Source organism: Kitasatospora sp. NPDC052896 (genome assembly GCF_044547075.1).
Taxonomy (GTDB): Bacteria; Actinomycetota; Actinomycetes; order Streptomycetales; family Streptomycetaceae; genus Kitasatospora.
The window spans coordinates 354,674-369,005 of record NZ_JBITZU010000004.1 but is presented as its reverse complement, the minus strand read 5'-3'; the positions used below and the strand labels follow the sequence as shown (position 1 = coordinate 369,005).

The window sequence follows — 14,332 nt, the reverse complement described above, 5'->3', positions numbered from 1 at the left end:
CGATGGACACGGGCATGGACACGGGCACGGACACCGGCATGGACACCGGCACGGTGGCGGAGTTGCTGGCGGGCGTCTGGTCGGAGGTGCTGGACGGCGTGCCGGTCGGGCCGGCGGACAACTTCTTCGACCTGGGCGGCGACTCGCTGCTGATCATCGAGGCGGTGGCGCTGGCCCGCGAGGAGGGGCTGGAGTTCACCCCGCTGGAGCTGATCGAGTACCAGACGGTGGCCGAACTGGCGGCCCGGATCGCCGGTCGGGGGAAGGCCACCGGCGTCGCGGCCGCCGTCGCGGCGCAGGGCCCCGGGGAGTTCGCCCTCACCGCGGCCCAGGAGCGGTTCTGCCTCGCCCAGCCGTACCCGCAGTACGTCACGCAGTCGGTGCTGTGGTGCGCGGACGGCCTGGACCCCGCGCGGCTCGGGGCCGCGCTGGCCGCCGTGCTGGACCACCACGACTCCTTCCGGTTGCGCCTGCACCACACCCCCGACGGCAGCCGGCTGCGCTACGCCGACCAGGTGGGCTTCGAGCTGGAGCGGCACGACCTGTCCGCCGAGCCGGCCGACCGGCGGGCCGCGGCGCTCCTGGCGACGACCACCCGGCTGCAGCGCTCGGTCGACCCGGTGACCGGACCGCTGGTGCGGGCCGCGCTCTTCGACCTGGGGGCCGGTGGACAGCGGCTCTTCGTCTCGGCGCACCACCTGGCGGTGGACAGTGCCTCCTGGCGGATCCTGCGCGGTGACCTCACCAGGAGCGTGCGCCGCCTCGAACTGGGGCAACCGCTCGACCTGCCGGCCGCCACCAGCTCGTACGGCGCCTGGGCCGAGCAGCTCGCGCAGCTCCCGTCGGCCGACCGGACGGCCCGTCAGGACTCCGCCGCACTGGTCTCCCGGGCCACCACCGCCACCGTGCGCACCGACGCGGAGGTGACCGGGACCCTGCTGCGCCGCGCCCGCTCCGAGCTGGGGGCCGGCCTGGACGCGGTGGTGGTGGCGGCCGTCGCCCAGGTGGTCGCCCGGGCCGGTGGCGTCGAGCGGGTGGCCGTCGACATCGAACGGCACGGCCGGGACACCGGCCCCGCCGAGTGGCTCGACATCAGCCGGACCACCGGCTGGTTCACCCGGCTGCAGACCGTCCGGCTCGCCGCGGACGGCGCCGCGCCGCGCACCCTGGTGAAGTCCGCCGATCAGGAACTGCACGGCGCGGCAGCCGGGTTCGAGTCGGCGGCGGACGCCACCGTACTGGTCAACTACCTGGGCCGGTTCACCGAACGGGCCGAGGAGCTGTTCGGCGAGGCCACCGAGGCGATCGGGGCCGACCGCCACCCGGACAACCTGCTCTCCCACCCGGTCGAGGTGCACGCCGCCGTCGACGGCGCCCACCTGGTGACCGTCTTCAGCTGCGCCGGGACGGCCCCGGCGGCCTCCAGCGCCCAGGCCCTCGCCGCCGAGTACGCGACGCTGCTGACCCGGCTGGCCGCCGAACTGCGCGGGGAGGCGTCGTGATCCGCTTCCACCCCGCGCCGCCCGCGCAGGGTGCGGCGGTGCTGCTGATCCCGGGCATCGGCGGCACCGCCCGCAGTGCCCGGCCGCTGACCCGGGCGCTCGCCGGGCTGCCGACCGCGGTGGCGGTCCGGCGGCCGGTCGCCGCCGGCGAGAGCGGTGAAACCCCCTCGATCCCGGCCCGCGCCCGGGCGCTGGCCCGGCAGTTGGCCGACGGACCGTGCCCCGAGGAGCTGGTGGTGGTCGGGCACAGCCTGGGCGCGTACGTCGCGCTCGAACTGGTCCGCGAGCTGGCGCCGCTGCGCCCCGGGGCGGTGCGCGCCCTGGTGGTGGCCGGCCAGCTCCCGCCGCACCGGCAGCCGCGGCACGCCGACGACGGCTTCGCCGACGAGACGCTGCTGCGCAAGGTGACCGGGGGCGCGCTGCCCGAAGGGCTGGCCGGCGAGCCCGAGTTGTTGTGCCGGCTGGTCGACCAGTGGCGCGGTGACTACCGGGCCATCGACTCCTACACGGCCGCCGAGGTCCCGAGTCCGCGGGCCCGGCTCGCACTCCCGCTGCACGTCTGGAGCGCGACCGGGGATCCGGCCGCGCCGAGCGGCGCCGCGCTGGACGCCTGGCGCGAGTACACCAGCGCGCCGACCGCCTTCGCGGTGTTCGAGGGCGGTCACGACTTCCCGTTCACCCGTGCCGAGTCCGCCGCCGCCCGGCTGCGGCGACTGGCCGTTCCCCGAGCCGAGGTGCTCCATGCCTGACCCGTCCGCCCCCGCACCCACCCTCTACGAGTGGTTCGCCCGCACGGTCGCCCGCCAACCGGACGCGCCGGCCCTGGAGTTGGGTGAGAACTCGTACAGCTACCACGAGTTGAGCCGGATCGCCGACCAGCTGGCCGGGCGGATCCTGGCGCTGCTCGGTGGCCCGCCCGCGCGGGTCGCGCTGCTCGCCTCCCGCAGCCTGGTCGCCTACGCCGGCTACCTCGCCGCGCAGCGCCTCGGGGCCGCCGTCACCCCGCTCAATCCCGAGCACCCCGCCGTGCGCAATCGCGCGGTGTGCGCCCTGGCCGGGACGGAGCTGCTGATCGCCGACCAGGCGGGCGCCCAGCGCTGGGAGTTATCGGACGGCGAGCCCGGGCCACTGCTGCTCGCCCTCACCGACGAGGAGTTGACGGCCGAGCCGGTGACCGGGCTGCCGCCGTACCGGACGACCGGGAACGACCTGGCCTACCTGCTCTTCACCTCCGGGTCGACCGGACGGCCCAAGGGGGTGCCGATCCGGCACCGCAACATCACCCCGTACATCGCCCACAACATCACCCGTTTCGAACTCGCCCCCGGGGCCCGGGCCTCGCAGACCTTCGACCTCACCTTCGACCCCTCGCTCTTCGACCTCTTCGTCACCTGGGGCGCGGGCGCCACCCTGGTCGTCCCGCAGCGCAGCGAACTGCTCACCCCGGTGACCTACCTGGTCGAGCGCGGCATCACCCACTGGTTCTCGGTCCCCTCACTGGTCTCGGTCAGCGCCGCCCTCGGCAACCTGCCGACCGGTCTGGTGCACTCGCTGCGCTACAGCATCTTCGCGGGCGAGCAACTGACGTACCGTCAGGCCGAGGCCTGGCACGCGGTGGCGCCCGGCAGCGTGATCGCCAACATCTACGGTCCGACCGAACTGACCGTCACCGTCACCGAGTACCGGCTGCCCGCCGAGCGTGCGAGCTGGCCGCGGACCTCCAACGACTCGGTGCCCATCGGCCCGGTCCACGGCCACCTGGACCACCTGGTGCTGGACGAGCGGGGGCGCGAGGCGGTCGAGGGCGAGCTGTGCGTGCGCGGCAACCAGCGCTTCGACGGCTACCTCGACCCGGCCGACAACCGCGGGCGCTTCCTGTTCCGGGGCGCCGACGGCGCCGACACCGCCGCGGTCTGCGCCGACACCGGCGGACCGGCGGACCGGCCCGCTGCCGAGCTCTACTACCGCACCGGCGACCGGGTGCGCTGGGAGCACGGCACCCTGGTCCACCTCGGACGGCTCGACAACCAGGTGAAGATCCGCGGCTACCGGGTCGAGCTGGGCGAGATCGAGACCGCCCTGCGCCGCCACCCCGGCGTGGCCGAGGCGGTGGTGCTGGCCGTGCCCGGGCCGGGTGGCCCCGACCTGGTGGCCTGCCACACCGGTGAGCCGCTGCCCCGCGCCGGGGTCAAGGCATGGCTGCGGCAGCGGATTCCGGCCCACATGGTGCCGCGCCGCTTCGTCCACCTGCCCGCGCTGCCGCTGAACGCCAACGGCAAGATCGACCGGCCCGCGCTGTCGCGCACCCTGAGCTCGGAGCCGGTCGCCGGGCGCCGCGACGCCACCCGGCTCGGCGCGCGGTGCTGACCGCGCGGGCGGGGCGGGTCCGGGGCACCGCCGGTGCCGCCGGGCGCGGCGGCCTGGCGGCGAACCGCAGTTTCCGGCTGCTCTGGATCGGCGAGTCCGCCGGCAAGTTCGGTACCGCGATCACCGGGGTCGCGCTGCCGCTGCTGGCCACCGTCACGCTGCACGCCGGCACCTTCCAGCTCGGGCTGATCACCGCCGTCCAGTGGGTGCCCTGGCTGCTCGTCGGCCTGCCCGCCGGGGTCTGGGTCGACCGGTACAGCCCCAGGCGGCTGATGATCTGCTGCAACACCGCCTCGGCCGCCGCCCTGCTGAGCATCCCGCTCGCCGCCGCCGCCCAGTTGCTGACGATCACTCAGATCATGTTGGTGGCACTGGTGCTGGGCCTGGCGAACGTCTTCTTCAGCACTGCCTACCTGGTCTACCTGCCGCTCATCGTGCCCCCCGAGGACCTGGTCGCCGCCAACAGCCGGCTGCAGGGCAGCGAGTCCTCGGCCCAGATCGCGGGCCCGGGCCTGGGCGGGGCGCTCACCCAACTGCTCGGCGCCGCCGTCGGGCCGCTGGTGAACGCCGGCTCGTTCGCCGTCTCCACGGGCTGCCTGCTGCTCGCCCCGGAGCCCGCCCCCGACCTGGTCACCGCCCCCGGCAGGGGACCGGTGGCCTCGGTCCGGCAGGAGATCGGCGAGGGCCTGCGCTTCGTCCGGCGGCACCGCGTGCTGCGGCTGCTGACGGTCGTCGCCGCGCTGGCCAACCTGGCGATGACCGCCTACGAGGCGATCCTGGTGGTCTTCCTGGTCCGCACCGTCCACCTGCCGCCCGCCGCCGTGGGTCTGCTGATGGCCGCCACCGGTGTCGGCGGGATCGCCGGTGCCCTCGCCGCCGCCCCGCTGGTCCGATGGCTGGGCGAGCCACGCGCCATCGTGTACAGCCTGGCCGCCACCGCCCCGTTCGGCCTGTTGCTGCCGCTCACCGGAACGGGCCTGGCCACCGGGTACTTCCTGCCCGGCGCCATCGTGCCGGTGGCGGGCCTGGTCGTCCACAACGTGGTGGTCGGCAGCTTCCGCCAGCGGCACACCCCGCGCCGGCTGCTCGGGCGGATCTCGGCGACCATGCGCTTCCTGGTGTTCGGTGCGATCCCGCTGGGCGCCCTCGCCGGCGGCACGCTCGGCTCGCTGCTCGGGCCGCGCGGCGCCCTGTGGTGCGTCATGACCGCCGCGCTGCTGCCCGCCCTCCTCCTCTGCTGTTCGTCGCTGCGCCGGCGGCACGAGCTCGACTCCCCCGCCGCTCCGGACCACTCCGCCGTCCCGGAAGGAACCCCATGCCCCAGCTAGTCGACCGAGCCCCCACCCCGGCGGCCCCGAGGCCCGCCCCCGTGCGCCGTGCCCGCCCCCGCCGCCTGTTGATGTGCCGTCCGACCACCTTCGAGGTCAGCTACGCGATCAACCCGTGGATGGACCCGACGGTGCCGGTGGACACCGCGCTGGCCACCGCCCAGTGGGAGCGCCTGTACCGGCTCTACCTCGAGCTCGGGCACAGCGTCGAGCTGATCGAGGCGCTGCCGGGGCTGCCCGACATGGTGTACGCGGCCAACGGGGCCACCGTGGTGGACGGCAAGGTGCTCGGCGCCCGGTTCCGCAACGCCGAGCGGGCCGCCGAAGGAGCCGCCTACCTGGACTGGTTCCGGGCCCGCGGCTTCACCGAGATCCACGAGCCCCGGTACGTCAACGAGGGCGAGGGCGACCTACTGACCTGCGCCACCCACATCCTGGCGGGCTACGGCTTCCGGACCGCGCGGGAGGCGCACCGCGAGGTCGAGGAGGTGTTCGGCCGACCGGTGGTCGGCCTGGAACTGGTCGACCCCCGCTTCTACCACCTCGACACGGCGCTCGCGGTGCTGGACGGCGACGAGATCATGTACCACCCCGAGGCGTTCGCGCCGCACAGCCGGGACCTGCTCCGGAGCCTGTTCCCCGACGCCCTGCTCGTGGACCGGGCGGGCGCCGAGGCGTTCGGGCTCAACGCGATGAGTGACGGGCTCAACGTGGTGCTGCCGCAGGCGGCCAAGGGCGTGGCCGGGCAGCTGGCGGACCGCGGCTTCCACCCGATCGGGGTGGACCTGAGCGAGCTGCTCAAGGGCGGCGGCAACGTCAAGTGCTGCACGCTCGAGCTGCGGCCCGGCCCTGCGGGCCGGTGAGCCGGCCGGGCTCGCTCAGGCGAGCGCACCGGCCAGCACCGGCGCCTGCGCGGCCACGGCCGCCCGCGGTGGCGACGCGCAGGGCGCCGGCGGTTGGGCGGGGCCCAGCCGCCGGACCAGGTTGAGCACGCTGAACCGGGCCGGCCCGCCCGCCGTGGCCGGCAGCTGGCGCAGCAGGCCGTGCAGCAGCAGCGCGTGGACGTCCCTGGCGGCCGCCGCCGGCGGGATGCCGAGTGCGCGGGCGGCGGCCTCCACCGTCCAGGGGCGGGTCAGCGGTGACACCGCGCGCAGCAGCGCCGTCAGCCGCGGGCACAGGTCGCGCACGGTGTCGGCCAGCAGCCCGCTCAGCCGGGGGCCGTCCCCGGGCAGCGGCGGGGCGGCGCCGTCGATCAGCGCCAGCGGCGTGCTGCGGGCGATCTCCAGCAACTGCTCCGGTGAGTACAGCAGCAGCCAGGAGCCGGCCGCCTCCAGCGCCTGTGGCAGCCCGTCCAACGCGTGGCAGATCAGGGCCACGGTGGCGACCACCGACTCGGTCGGCAGCAGGTCGGGGCGCAGGTGGCTGACGTACGACATCATCAGTTCCACGGCCGGTCCGGCGGTTGACGCCGGCACCGGCCGGCAGGGGTGGAACGGTCCGGTCGGCTCCGGCTCCGGTTCCGGCAGCGGAAGCGGGGCCAGCGGTACCAGCCGGCCGTCCAGCGTCCGCTCCGGCCGGCGGCTGGTGATCAGCACCTTCAGCCGCTCGCAGGAGTGCAGCAGACCCAGCAGGCCGGGCCCGAGGCCGCCCTGCGCCGCGTCGTAGCCGTCCAGTACCAGCAGGGTGGGCTTGTCCCGGACCAGGGCCGCCAGTTCGTCCATGGCGCCGGCGTCTCCGCCCTGCTCGAGCAGCGACCTGACCCAGCCGGCCAGGGCCGACCGCGGCCGCCGCGGTGCTCCGGACGGCTCCTCCGCGGTGCGGTCCATGGCCACCCACAGCACCGGTGCCTGGGCCTGGGCGTGGAAGCACAGCGCCGCCTCCTGCGCGAGCCGCGACTTGCCGACACCGGGCAGGCCCACCACGGTGAGCAGCCGCTCGTGCTCCGCGCCGAGCAGGCCGGTCAGCGCGCGCAGCTCCGCCCCGCGCCCGGTCAGCGGCCGCAGCGGAGCCGGTGGCGGAGCCAGCTCGACGCCGTAGAGGTCGCCCAGAGTGCTGCCGACCGAGGCGCTCCCGACCGCGAGCCGGAGGGTGGCCCGGTGGGTGTCGCTGAGCCGCATGGTGTCGGCGAGCAGCCGGATGGTGTCCTTGCGCGGGTGCTGGACCCGGCCCTGTTCGAGATCCCGGATGGCCCGGACACTGACCGTCGAGAGGCCGGCCAGCTGTTCCTGGGTGAGTCCGGCCCCGCGGCGCGCGCTGCGCAGCAGGGCGCCGAGTCCGACCGATGGAGCCTGAGCGTTCATCAGATAAACCTCCGTGGTCCGAGGATGACCGCACGCAGGCCCGATCAGCCACCGTGCGCCGTCCCGATCAGCCGCCGTGCCCCGCCGCGGGCCGCCGGGCCCCGGACGGTGAGGTCCTGGGCTCGGTCCGGGCGGGGCGTCCGATGACAGCAGCTTCCGGGAGGCGCTTCCCGATCTTTTCCCTGCGCGGTACCGCCGTCCGGGGCGGCTTCCCACCGGCTTCCCACCGGCATCCCTTGGCTTCCCTCGGGTTCCCCCGGAATCCCCGGGCGGTATCGCGTGATCAGCCGGCGTCCCGGGGCAGTACCGCGTGATCAGCGCGCGGCTTATCATCCAGCGGGGGCCAGTTCTGTTCGTGACCGATGTTCGGCCGTGGCGACGTTCCATCGCGACGATCCTTGCGGGGTGAGAAGGGGTAGGGGGAACTATGCCTGCGGGCGCTCGGAGTGGGCTGCGCTTCAACATCCTGGGCTCGCTGGAGGGCTGGGAGGACGGGCGGAGGCTCCGGCTCGGCGGGACCGTCCGGGAGCGGGTGCTGGTCACCCTGCTGCTGGAGCCCGGCAGGGTGCTGCCGGTCTCCCGGCTGGTGGCCGCGGTCTGGGCCGAGGACCCGCCGGCCACCGCGTCCCACCAGGTGCGCAAGGCCGTCGCGGAGCTGCGCCGGAGCATGCCGGACGGCGGCGAGGTCCTGGTCACCGACGGCCCCGGCTACCGGGCGGCGGTCACGGACACGCAGTTGGACCTGACCGAGTTCGGCGCGCTGGTCCGCACCGCGCGGCAGGCCGCGGCGGCGGGGCGACCCGCCGAGGCCGTCGAGGCGCTGCGTGCCGCGCTCGCACTCTGGCGCGGCCCGGTCCTCTCGGGCGCCGGCGGCCCGGTGATCCAGGCCGCGGCCACCGCGCTGGAGGAGCGCCGGCTGGCCGCCGCCGAGCAGCTCTTCGAGCTGCGGCTGGACCTGGGCGAGAGCGCCGAGCTGGTGGTCGACCTGCGCCAGCTCGTCCACCAGTACCCGCTGCGCGAGACCCTGCGCGGCCAGCTGATGCTCGGGCTCTACCGCTCGGGGCGGCAGGCCGAGGCGCTGGAGGAGTACGGCCGGGTCCGCAGGCTGCTGGCCGAGGAGCTCGGCATCGATCCCGGCCCGGGGCTGGCCCGGATCTACCAGGGCATCCTGCGCAACAAGCCCGAACCGGCCACCGCCCCGCCGCCCCCACCGGCGACCGACGCGCCGTCAGCAACACCCCCGGCAACCGTCGCCCCGCCGCCCCCGCCCGCCGCCGGCTCGCCCAGCACCCTCCCGTACGACCTCGCCGACTTCACCGGCCGCGACCGCGAGCTCGCCGAACTGCTCGCCTGCGCGCGGCAGGAGGGCGGGCCGCGGACCCGGATCGTGGCCATCGACGGCATGGGCGGCAGCGGCAAGACCTCGCTGGCCGTGCGGGCCGCGCACCGGCTGGCCGCCGCCTACCCGCACGGTCAGCTCCACATCGACCTGCGCGGCCACGCCCCCGGCGAGCCGCCGGTCGGTGCCGGCACCGCGCTGCACACCCTGTTGCGCGCGCTCGGCCTGCCCGGCGACCGGATCCCGGACGACGTGGCGGGCCGCACCGCGCTGTGGCGGGCCACCCTGGTCGGCCGGCGCCTGCTCCTGCTGCTCGACAACGCCGCCGACGCCGCCGCGGTGCGCCCGCTGCTGCCCACCTCGCCCGGCTGCCTGGTGCTGGTCACCAGCCGGGCCCGCCTGGTGGACCTGGACGGCGCGCGGTGGATCTCGATCGACGTGCTGGCACCCGAGGAGAGCGCGAGCCTGGTCACCGAGATCCTCGGCGCGGCGCGGATCGCCGCCGAGCCCGAGGCGGCCGCCGAGCTGACCAGGCTCTGCGGCCACCTCCCACTCGCCCTGCGGATCGCCACCGCCCGGCTGCGCAACCGCCCGCGCTGGACCCTGCGCTACCTGGCCGACCGGCTGCGCGACGAGACCCGGCGACTGGACGAACTCAGCTCCGGCGAACGCAGCGTGGCCGCGACGCTGCGCCTCTCCTACCAGACTCTGGACGAGCGGAGCCGCTCGGCGTTCCGGCTGCTCGCCCTGCACCCCGGCGGGGAGCTCGACGTCTACTCGGCCGCCGCGCTGCTGGGCAGCGGGGCCCGGGCGGCGGAGTCGGTGCTGGAACTGCTCCTCGACGTCCACCTGCTCCAGCAGCCGGAGATCGGCCTCTACACCTTCCACGACCTGGTGCGCAGCTTCGCCCAGAGCCTGCGGGACGGGTCGACCGAGGCGGCGGACACGGCCGCGGTGGAGCGGCTGCTCGACTACTACCTGGCGGCCACCGAGGCGGCCTGCGAGCAGCTGTTCCCCGGCCGGCGCCGAAGCCTGGCCGGGATGCCGCAGGCCACGGCCGAGCTGCCCGCCCTGGCCGACGACACCCGGGCCCAGGCCTGGTTCACCCGGGAGCACACCACGCTGCGCTCGGCCGTCGCGCTGGCCGAGCGCGGCGGCTACGACCGGCACACCGTCTGCCTGGCCCGCAACATGATGTTCCAACTGCACGCGCGCGGCCACCTGGACGAGTTCCAGGTGCTCGGCCGGATCGCGGTCACCGCCGCGCGCCGGCTCGGTGACCTGGCCCTGCTCGGGGTGAGCCTGGCCAACCTCGGCGTCGCCTGCTGGAAGCTGGGCCACTTCGTCGAGGGCGTCGAGGTCGCGCAGGAGGCCCGGGACGTCGCCGCCCGGCTCGGCGACCGGCAGACCGAGGCGCACAGCGAGAGCACCCTCGGCCTGTACAAGAGCCTGCTCGGCCGCTTCCCCGAGGCGCTCGCCCACCTGACACAGGCGATCGCCCACGAGCGGGAGTTGGGTTCGGTGCGCGCCGAGGCGGAGAGCCTGACCCTGCTCAGCGCGCTGTACGAGCAGTGGGGGCGTTACGGCGAGTCCGCCGAGGCGGCCCGGCGCGCGGTCGAGCTGGGCCGGCGACTGGGCCGGCACGAGAACGAACTGGTCGCGCTGACCGATCTGGCCGCCGCCCTGCTGGGCCTGGGCTCGTACGCCGAGGCCGAGCAGTACCTCGGTCAGGCGAGGGAGTTGTGCGACGAGACCAAGGAGCCGGGCCAGGTCGCGCTGGCGCTGGCCCTCTCGGCCGACGTCGCGCACCGGCTCGGGCGCCCGGAGCAGGCCGGCGACCACCTGGCACGGGCGCTGGAGCTGGTGGAGTCGAGCTCCTCACCGCTGCGCCGGGCCAAGGTGGAGAACACGGCCGGCCGGCTGCTGCAGCGCCGCGGCGAGCACGCCGCGGCGCTGACCCTGCACGCCCACGCGCACCGGCGCGCCGCGGCGATCGACTACCGCACCGAGGAGGCCTACGCGCTGGCCGGCCTGGCCCGGGCGGCCGAGGCCCTGGGCGATGCGGGCGCGGCCGGACACCGCGCGGACGCCGAGCGGCTGTTCACGGTGCTGGGGGTGCCGGCGGAGTGCCGACGCGAGTGAGGCGGGCCGGTTCCGGCCGGGACCCTCACCGCACGAGGGGGGAGATGACCGTCGGGCCCTTGTCCTCGGCCAGCACCCGGTGCCCGGCCGGCTGGTGCGGGTCCACCGCCCCGGCGGCCGTGCCCAGGCCCAGGGCCAGCGAGGCGACGACGATCCCGAACAGTCCGGCCAGCTTGCGTCCCATGGTCACGTCCCTTGAGTGATGTTCCGCGTGACGTCCCGCGTGGTGCTCCGTGCGGTGTCCGCTCCCGACTTCGCCCATGGTGGCCGTGGCACTTCCCGAACGGTTCCCACCGTGTTACCGCCCGAGCACCCGCTACCCCGCCGGCCCGCCGGCCTCCCCGCCGAGCCGACAGGCCACGATCCGCGGACCGCGCGCGGTGAGTGCCACCTCGGTGGTGGCGGGGCCCTCCTGATGGCCCGCCAGGTCGAGCAGCGCCCTGACCACCGAGCGCGCCGCCACGACCTGCGCCTCGTCGTGGTTCGCCGCGGGGCCGACCGCGATCACCCGGTGCATCCCGCTCCCGCTCATGGTCTCCACCCGCAACAGGGGCCCCACCGGCTCCTCGTGCACCCCGTACCCGTCCGGGCCGCCACCCCCGCCGTCCACGCCGCCCCCGTCCCGCAGCCACCGGGCCCACTGCTCCACGGCGGCCAGCTCGTGGAGCGCGGCGCGCAGCTGGGCCGCACCGGGGCGGTCGGGGGGACGTGTCACAGCAGCCTCCTGAGGCAGGGAACCGGTCAGCCTGACGGTCCCACCGCGCGGTCCCGATCCCCTCCCCGTCCGTTCCCGCCGGACCGGGCGGCGCGCGGGGGCGGCCGACCGCGCGGTGGACCAGCCCGTCCGGGGCTCCTGCGCGGGCTGTCACGCCGGAGTGCCGGCCCGGATCAGCCGGCGGCCGGGCCGAACCAGTGGGTGAGCGCGTCGGTGAGGCCGGCATCGCCGGCCCAGCAGACGTATCCGTCCGGGCGTACGAGCACGGACTCGGCGTCGAACGCGTCGGTCTTCGCCCGCACCCGCACGACCCGGTCGCTCCAGGGGTGTGAGCAGGGTGAAGTGGCCCTGGGGCGAGGTGCGGATGTGGCCGCTGATGTGCTTGGCGGAGTCGTCGACGTCGCCGGTGAGCACGAGGTCGGCGCTGGCGCTGCGGGCGGTGCCCGCCTGGCCGGGGAACGCCGCGCCGGTGAGCTTGCGCACGCCGCTGTGCGCGCCGTCGCACGCGACGAGGTAGCGGCCCCGGAACGACCGGATGCCGTCCGGGCTGGTCACGGTGGCCGTGACGCCGTCGGCGTCCTGCTGGAGGGCGACCAGACGGTGCTGGCGGAGTATCCGCCCGCCGAGCTCGGTGAGTCGGTCCTCGAGCAGCGCCTCGAGCCGGTCCTGGGGGAGGCGCAGGGGGCACGGGTAGCGGGAGCGCACCCGGCAGGTGATCGCCGACGTGGCGATCGAGCTGTTCGTGAGCCGTGGCTTCGACGACGTGTCGGTCGTGGAGATCGCCGAGGCGGCCGAGGTCTCCAAGCGCACGCTGTTCGCCTACTTCCCGGCCAAGGAGGACCTGGTCCTGCACCGGTTCGCCGACCACGAGGACGAATCGGCCCGCGTGGTCCGCGCCCGCCCGGCCGGCACGGACCCGCTGACCGCCCTGCACGCCCACCAGCTCGACGCCCTCTCCCGGCGGGACCCGGTCACCGGACTCACCTCCGACCCGCGGACCGTGGCCTTCCTGCGACTGCTCAGCGAGACCGCGAGCCTGGCCGAACGACTGACCCGCTACCAGAGGCGCAGCGCGGTGGCCCTCGCCGAGGCGCTGCTGGAGGCCGGAGCCGACGAGCTCACCGCCCGGCTGGCCGCCGTCCAGATCGTCACCGTCCTGCGCGCGCTGGCGGACCGCAACAGCCGCCAGGTGCAGGCCGGCCGGTCGGCCGACGAGGTGTACCCGGAAGCCGTCGCCGACACCGACCACGCCTTCCGGCTGCTCGGCCAGGGCCTGACCCCGGCACTGCCCGGCTGACCGGACGTCCGCCCACCCCGGTCGAGCTTGCACGCTGTTGTTCGCGGACCAACCCGGGGCCGCGCCCGCCGGTGGTGCGGCATGGCGCTCTGTCGACGAACCCCCTCAGAAGAAGCCACCGTCGAGGGGCAGGGTGCGGCCGGTCATGTAGGCGGCGTCGTCGGAGGCGAGGAAGGCGTAGCCAGCGGCAATCTCCTCGGGGTGCGCCAGGCGGCCGAGCGCGCCGTGCACGGCGAGCCACTGCTCCAGGGGCATGGTGCTCCTCAACCGGGGGTGCTGGTAGCGGGCGCCGACTTCGGCGGCCATGTCGGTCGCGGTCCCGCCGGGGGCGATGGCGTTGATGGTGATGCCGCGCTGGCCGAGTTCGGGGGACAGGTTGAGGACCATCGCCTCCACGGCTGCCTTCGATGCGGCGTACAGGGTGTGCTGGAACACCGCGTGGGAGGCGCTGGTGGAGGAGGTGAGCACGATCCTGCCGCCCGCGCCCATGTGGGCGGCGGCGTACTGGGTGGCGAACAGCTGGCCGCGGGTGTTGACCGCGAAGACGTGGTCGAAGTCGGCCGGGGTGATGTCCTCCAGGGCGTCGAAGTGCTCGATGCCGGCGCAGGATGCCAGGACGTCGAGCTGTCCGAACTCGGCTACGGCCCGCTCGATCAGTGCCTTGGCCTGGCCGGGGTCGGCGACGTCGGCACGCAGTGCGAGGGCGCGCCGGCCGTCGGCGGTGAGTGCGGAGACCAGGGCCTGCGCCGCTTCCTGGTTGCTCCGGTAGCCGATCACGACGGCGGCACCCTCCACCGCCAGCCGGGTGGCGACCGCGGCGCCGATGCCCCGGCTGCCGCCGGTCACCACGGCGACCTTGCCCTCGAAGCGTGAGCTGCGCACTGCTGTCATGAGGCGCCTTCCTTCCGTTGCCCGGACGTGCCGGTGGTCATGGGCCGGGCGCGTCGCCGTCGGCCCATGACCACCGGCACTCGCGGTCCGTGCGGTTCCCCGAAGCCGGTCATGGGTTCACTCTCGCTTCGTCGGCCACATGCCGCATCCCCACCCCCGTCGAGTCGGCCCGCCGCGCCGCGACCCGGCGTTGGAGTCGCCCGCCTTCGACGGCGGTCCCGTCGGCGGCCGAGCCTTCGCGCCGCCCGTCGCTGAGCTGTTCGAGCCCTTCGCCCGCAGTGCGGAGCGTGTCCGGCACCGCTCCAAGTCCCCGCTGTGCCAGGCTGGCCGCTACCGGCCTCGGGCTCCGGCCGGCTGGACGGACCTGACAGTGGCGGAGAACGAAGCTTCGGTCGACCAGGTACTCGGTTACCTGTCCGCGTCATTCTGTTCATCCGGTGCGGCATTTCAC

General features: G+C 75.2%; 12 protein-coding genes and 1 pseudogene. 7 read left to right on the top strand and 6 right to left on the bottom strand.

From position 1 onward, the window contains the following. The first annotated feature begins 14 nt into the window (after nt 1-14). The 5 genes from ACIGXM_RS12465 to ddaH are packed head-to-tail and all read left to right on the top strand — an operon-like array spanning nt 15 to nt 6,060. Nucleotides 15-1,502, top strand: coding sequence for a condensation domain-containing protein (locus tag ACIGXM_RS12465; RefSeq protein ID WP_396559798.1), 1,488 nt, complete (start codon nt 15-17; stop codon nt 1,500-1,502). Further along, a complete protein-coding gene (locus tag ACIGXM_RS12460; protein ID WP_396559796.1) occupies nt 1,499-2,251 on the top strand; it encodes a thioesterase II family protein in 753 nt (250 codons plus the stop codon). The genes ACIGXM_RS12465 and ACIGXM_RS12460 overlap by 4 nt, the downstream gene beginning before the upstream one ends. Then, nucleotides 2,244-3,869 carry an amino acid adenylation domain-containing protein gene (locus ACIGXM_RS12455; protein ID WP_396559794.1) on the top strand — a complete coding sequence of 542 codons (1,626 nt, stop codon included), beginning with the start codon at nt 2,244-2,246 and terminating at the stop codon, nt 3,867-3,869. Before ACIGXM_RS12460 ends, ACIGXM_RS12455 begins: the two co-directional genes overlap by 8 nt. Continuing rightward, complete coding sequence (locus ACIGXM_RS12450) at nt 3,863-5,197, top strand: MFS transporter (protein WP_396559792.1); 1,335 nt, start codon at nt 3,863-3,865, stop codon at nt 5,195-5,197. The genes ACIGXM_RS12455 and ACIGXM_RS12450 overlap by 7 nt, the downstream gene beginning before the upstream one ends. Further along, complete coding sequence (ddaH, locus tag ACIGXM_RS12445) at nt 5,185-6,060, top strand: dimethylargininase (RefSeq protein WP_396559790.1); 876 nt, start codon at nt 5,185-5,187, stop codon at nt 6,058-6,060. The genes ACIGXM_RS12450 and ddaH overlap by 13 nt, the downstream gene beginning before the upstream one ends. 15 nt (nt 6,061-6,075) lie before the next feature. On the opposite strand, the gene ACIGXM_RS12440 is transcribed toward ddaH, so the two are convergent. Next, nucleotides 6,076-7,497, bottom strand: coding sequence for a helix-turn-helix domain-containing protein (locus ACIGXM_RS12440; RefSeq protein WP_396559788.1), 1,422 nt, complete (start codon nt 7,495-7,497; stop codon nt 6,076-6,078). Between the two features lie 427 nt (nt 7,498-7,924). On the opposite strand from ACIGXM_RS12440, the gene ACIGXM_RS12435 reads away from it, so the two are divergent. Continuing rightward, nucleotides 7,925-10,978, top strand: a complete 3,054-nt coding sequence (locus ACIGXM_RS12435; protein WP_396559786.1) for an AfsR/SARP family transcriptional regulator — start codon at nt 7,925-7,927, stop codon at nt 10,976-10,978. 25 nt (nt 10,979-11,003) lie between these two features. Here the strand turns inward: ACIGXM_RS12435 and ACIGXM_RS12430 are convergent, their stop codons facing one another. The 4 genes and pseudogenes from ACIGXM_RS12430 to ACIGXM_RS12415 all read right to left on the bottom strand — a co-directional run. After that, nucleotides 11,004-11,162: a hypothetical protein gene (locus ACIGXM_RS12430; RefSeq protein ID WP_396559784.1), complete on the bottom strand. Its 159-nt coding sequence runs from the start codon at nt 11,160-11,162 to the stop codon at nt 11,004-11,006. A 132-nt stretch (nt 11,163-11,294) separates the two neighbouring features. Then, nucleotides 11,295-11,693: a hypothetical protein gene (locus ACIGXM_RS12425; protein WP_396559782.1), complete on the bottom strand. Its 399-nt coding sequence runs from the start codon at nt 11,691-11,693 to the stop codon at nt 11,295-11,297. Nucleotides 11,694-11,866: 173 nt separating this feature from the next. After that, the gene (locus tag ACIGXM_RS12420) at nt 11,867-11,995 is read right to left on the bottom strand and encodes a hypothetical protein (RefSeq protein ID WP_396559905.1); all 129 of its coding nucleotides are present in this window, start codon (nt 11,993-11,995) and stop codon (nt 11,867-11,869) included. Nucleotides 11,996-12,068: 73 nt separating this feature from the next. Next, nucleotides 12,069-12,398 (bottom strand): annotated as a pseudogene (locus ACIGXM_RS12415) (FAD-dependent monooxygenase); the annotation flags it as partial. A gap of 7 nt (nt 12,399-12,405) precedes the next feature. Between ACIGXM_RS12415 and ACIGXM_RS12410 the strand changes: the two are divergent. Further along, nucleotides 12,406-12,990 (top strand): TetR family transcriptional regulator, encoded by a 585-nt coding sequence (locus tag ACIGXM_RS12410; protein WP_396559780.1) that lies wholly within the window; start codon nt 12,406-12,408, stop codon nt 12,988-12,990. Nucleotides 12,991-13,095: 105 nt separating this feature from the next. On the opposite strand, the gene ACIGXM_RS12405 is transcribed toward ACIGXM_RS12410, so the two are convergent. Then, nucleotides 13,096-13,881 carry an SDR family NAD(P)-dependent oxidoreductase gene (locus ACIGXM_RS12405; protein ID WP_396559778.1) on the bottom strand — a complete coding sequence of 262 codons (786 nt, stop codon included), beginning with the start codon at nt 13,879-13,881 and terminating at the stop codon, nt 13,096-13,098. Between the last annotated feature and the right edge of the window lie 451 nt (nt 13,882-14,332).

Bases quoted from the DNA above. Each gene is read 5' to 3' on its own strand.
- ACIGXM_RS12465 (WP_396559798.1), top strand. From the start codon at position 15: ATGGACACGGGCACGGACACCGGCATGGACACCGGCACGGTGGCGGAG.
- ACIGXM_RS12455 (WP_396559794.1), top strand. From the start codon at position 2,244: ATGCCTGACCCGTCCGCCCCCGCACCCACCCTCTACGAGTGGTTCGCC.
- ddaH (WP_396559790.1), top strand. From the start codon at position 5,185: ATGCCCCAGCTAGTCGACCGAGCCCCCACCCCGGCGGCCCCGAGGCCC.
- ACIGXM_RS12440 (WP_396559788.1), bottom strand. From the start codon at position 7,497: ATGAACGCTCAGGCTCCATCGGTCGGACTCGGCGCCCTGCTGCGCAGC.
- ACIGXM_RS12435 (WP_396559786.1), top strand. From the start codon at position 7,925: ATGCCTGCGGGCGCTCGGAGTGGGCTGCGCTTCAACATCCTGGGCTCG.
- ACIGXM_RS12430 (WP_396559784.1), bottom strand. From the start codon at position 11,162: ATGGGACGCAAGCTGGCCGGACTGTTCGGGATCGTCGTCGCCTCGCTG.
- ACIGXM_RS12405 (WP_396559778.1), bottom strand. From the start codon at position 13,881: ATGACAGCAGTGCGCAGCTCACGCTTCGAGGGCAAGGTCGCCGTGGTG.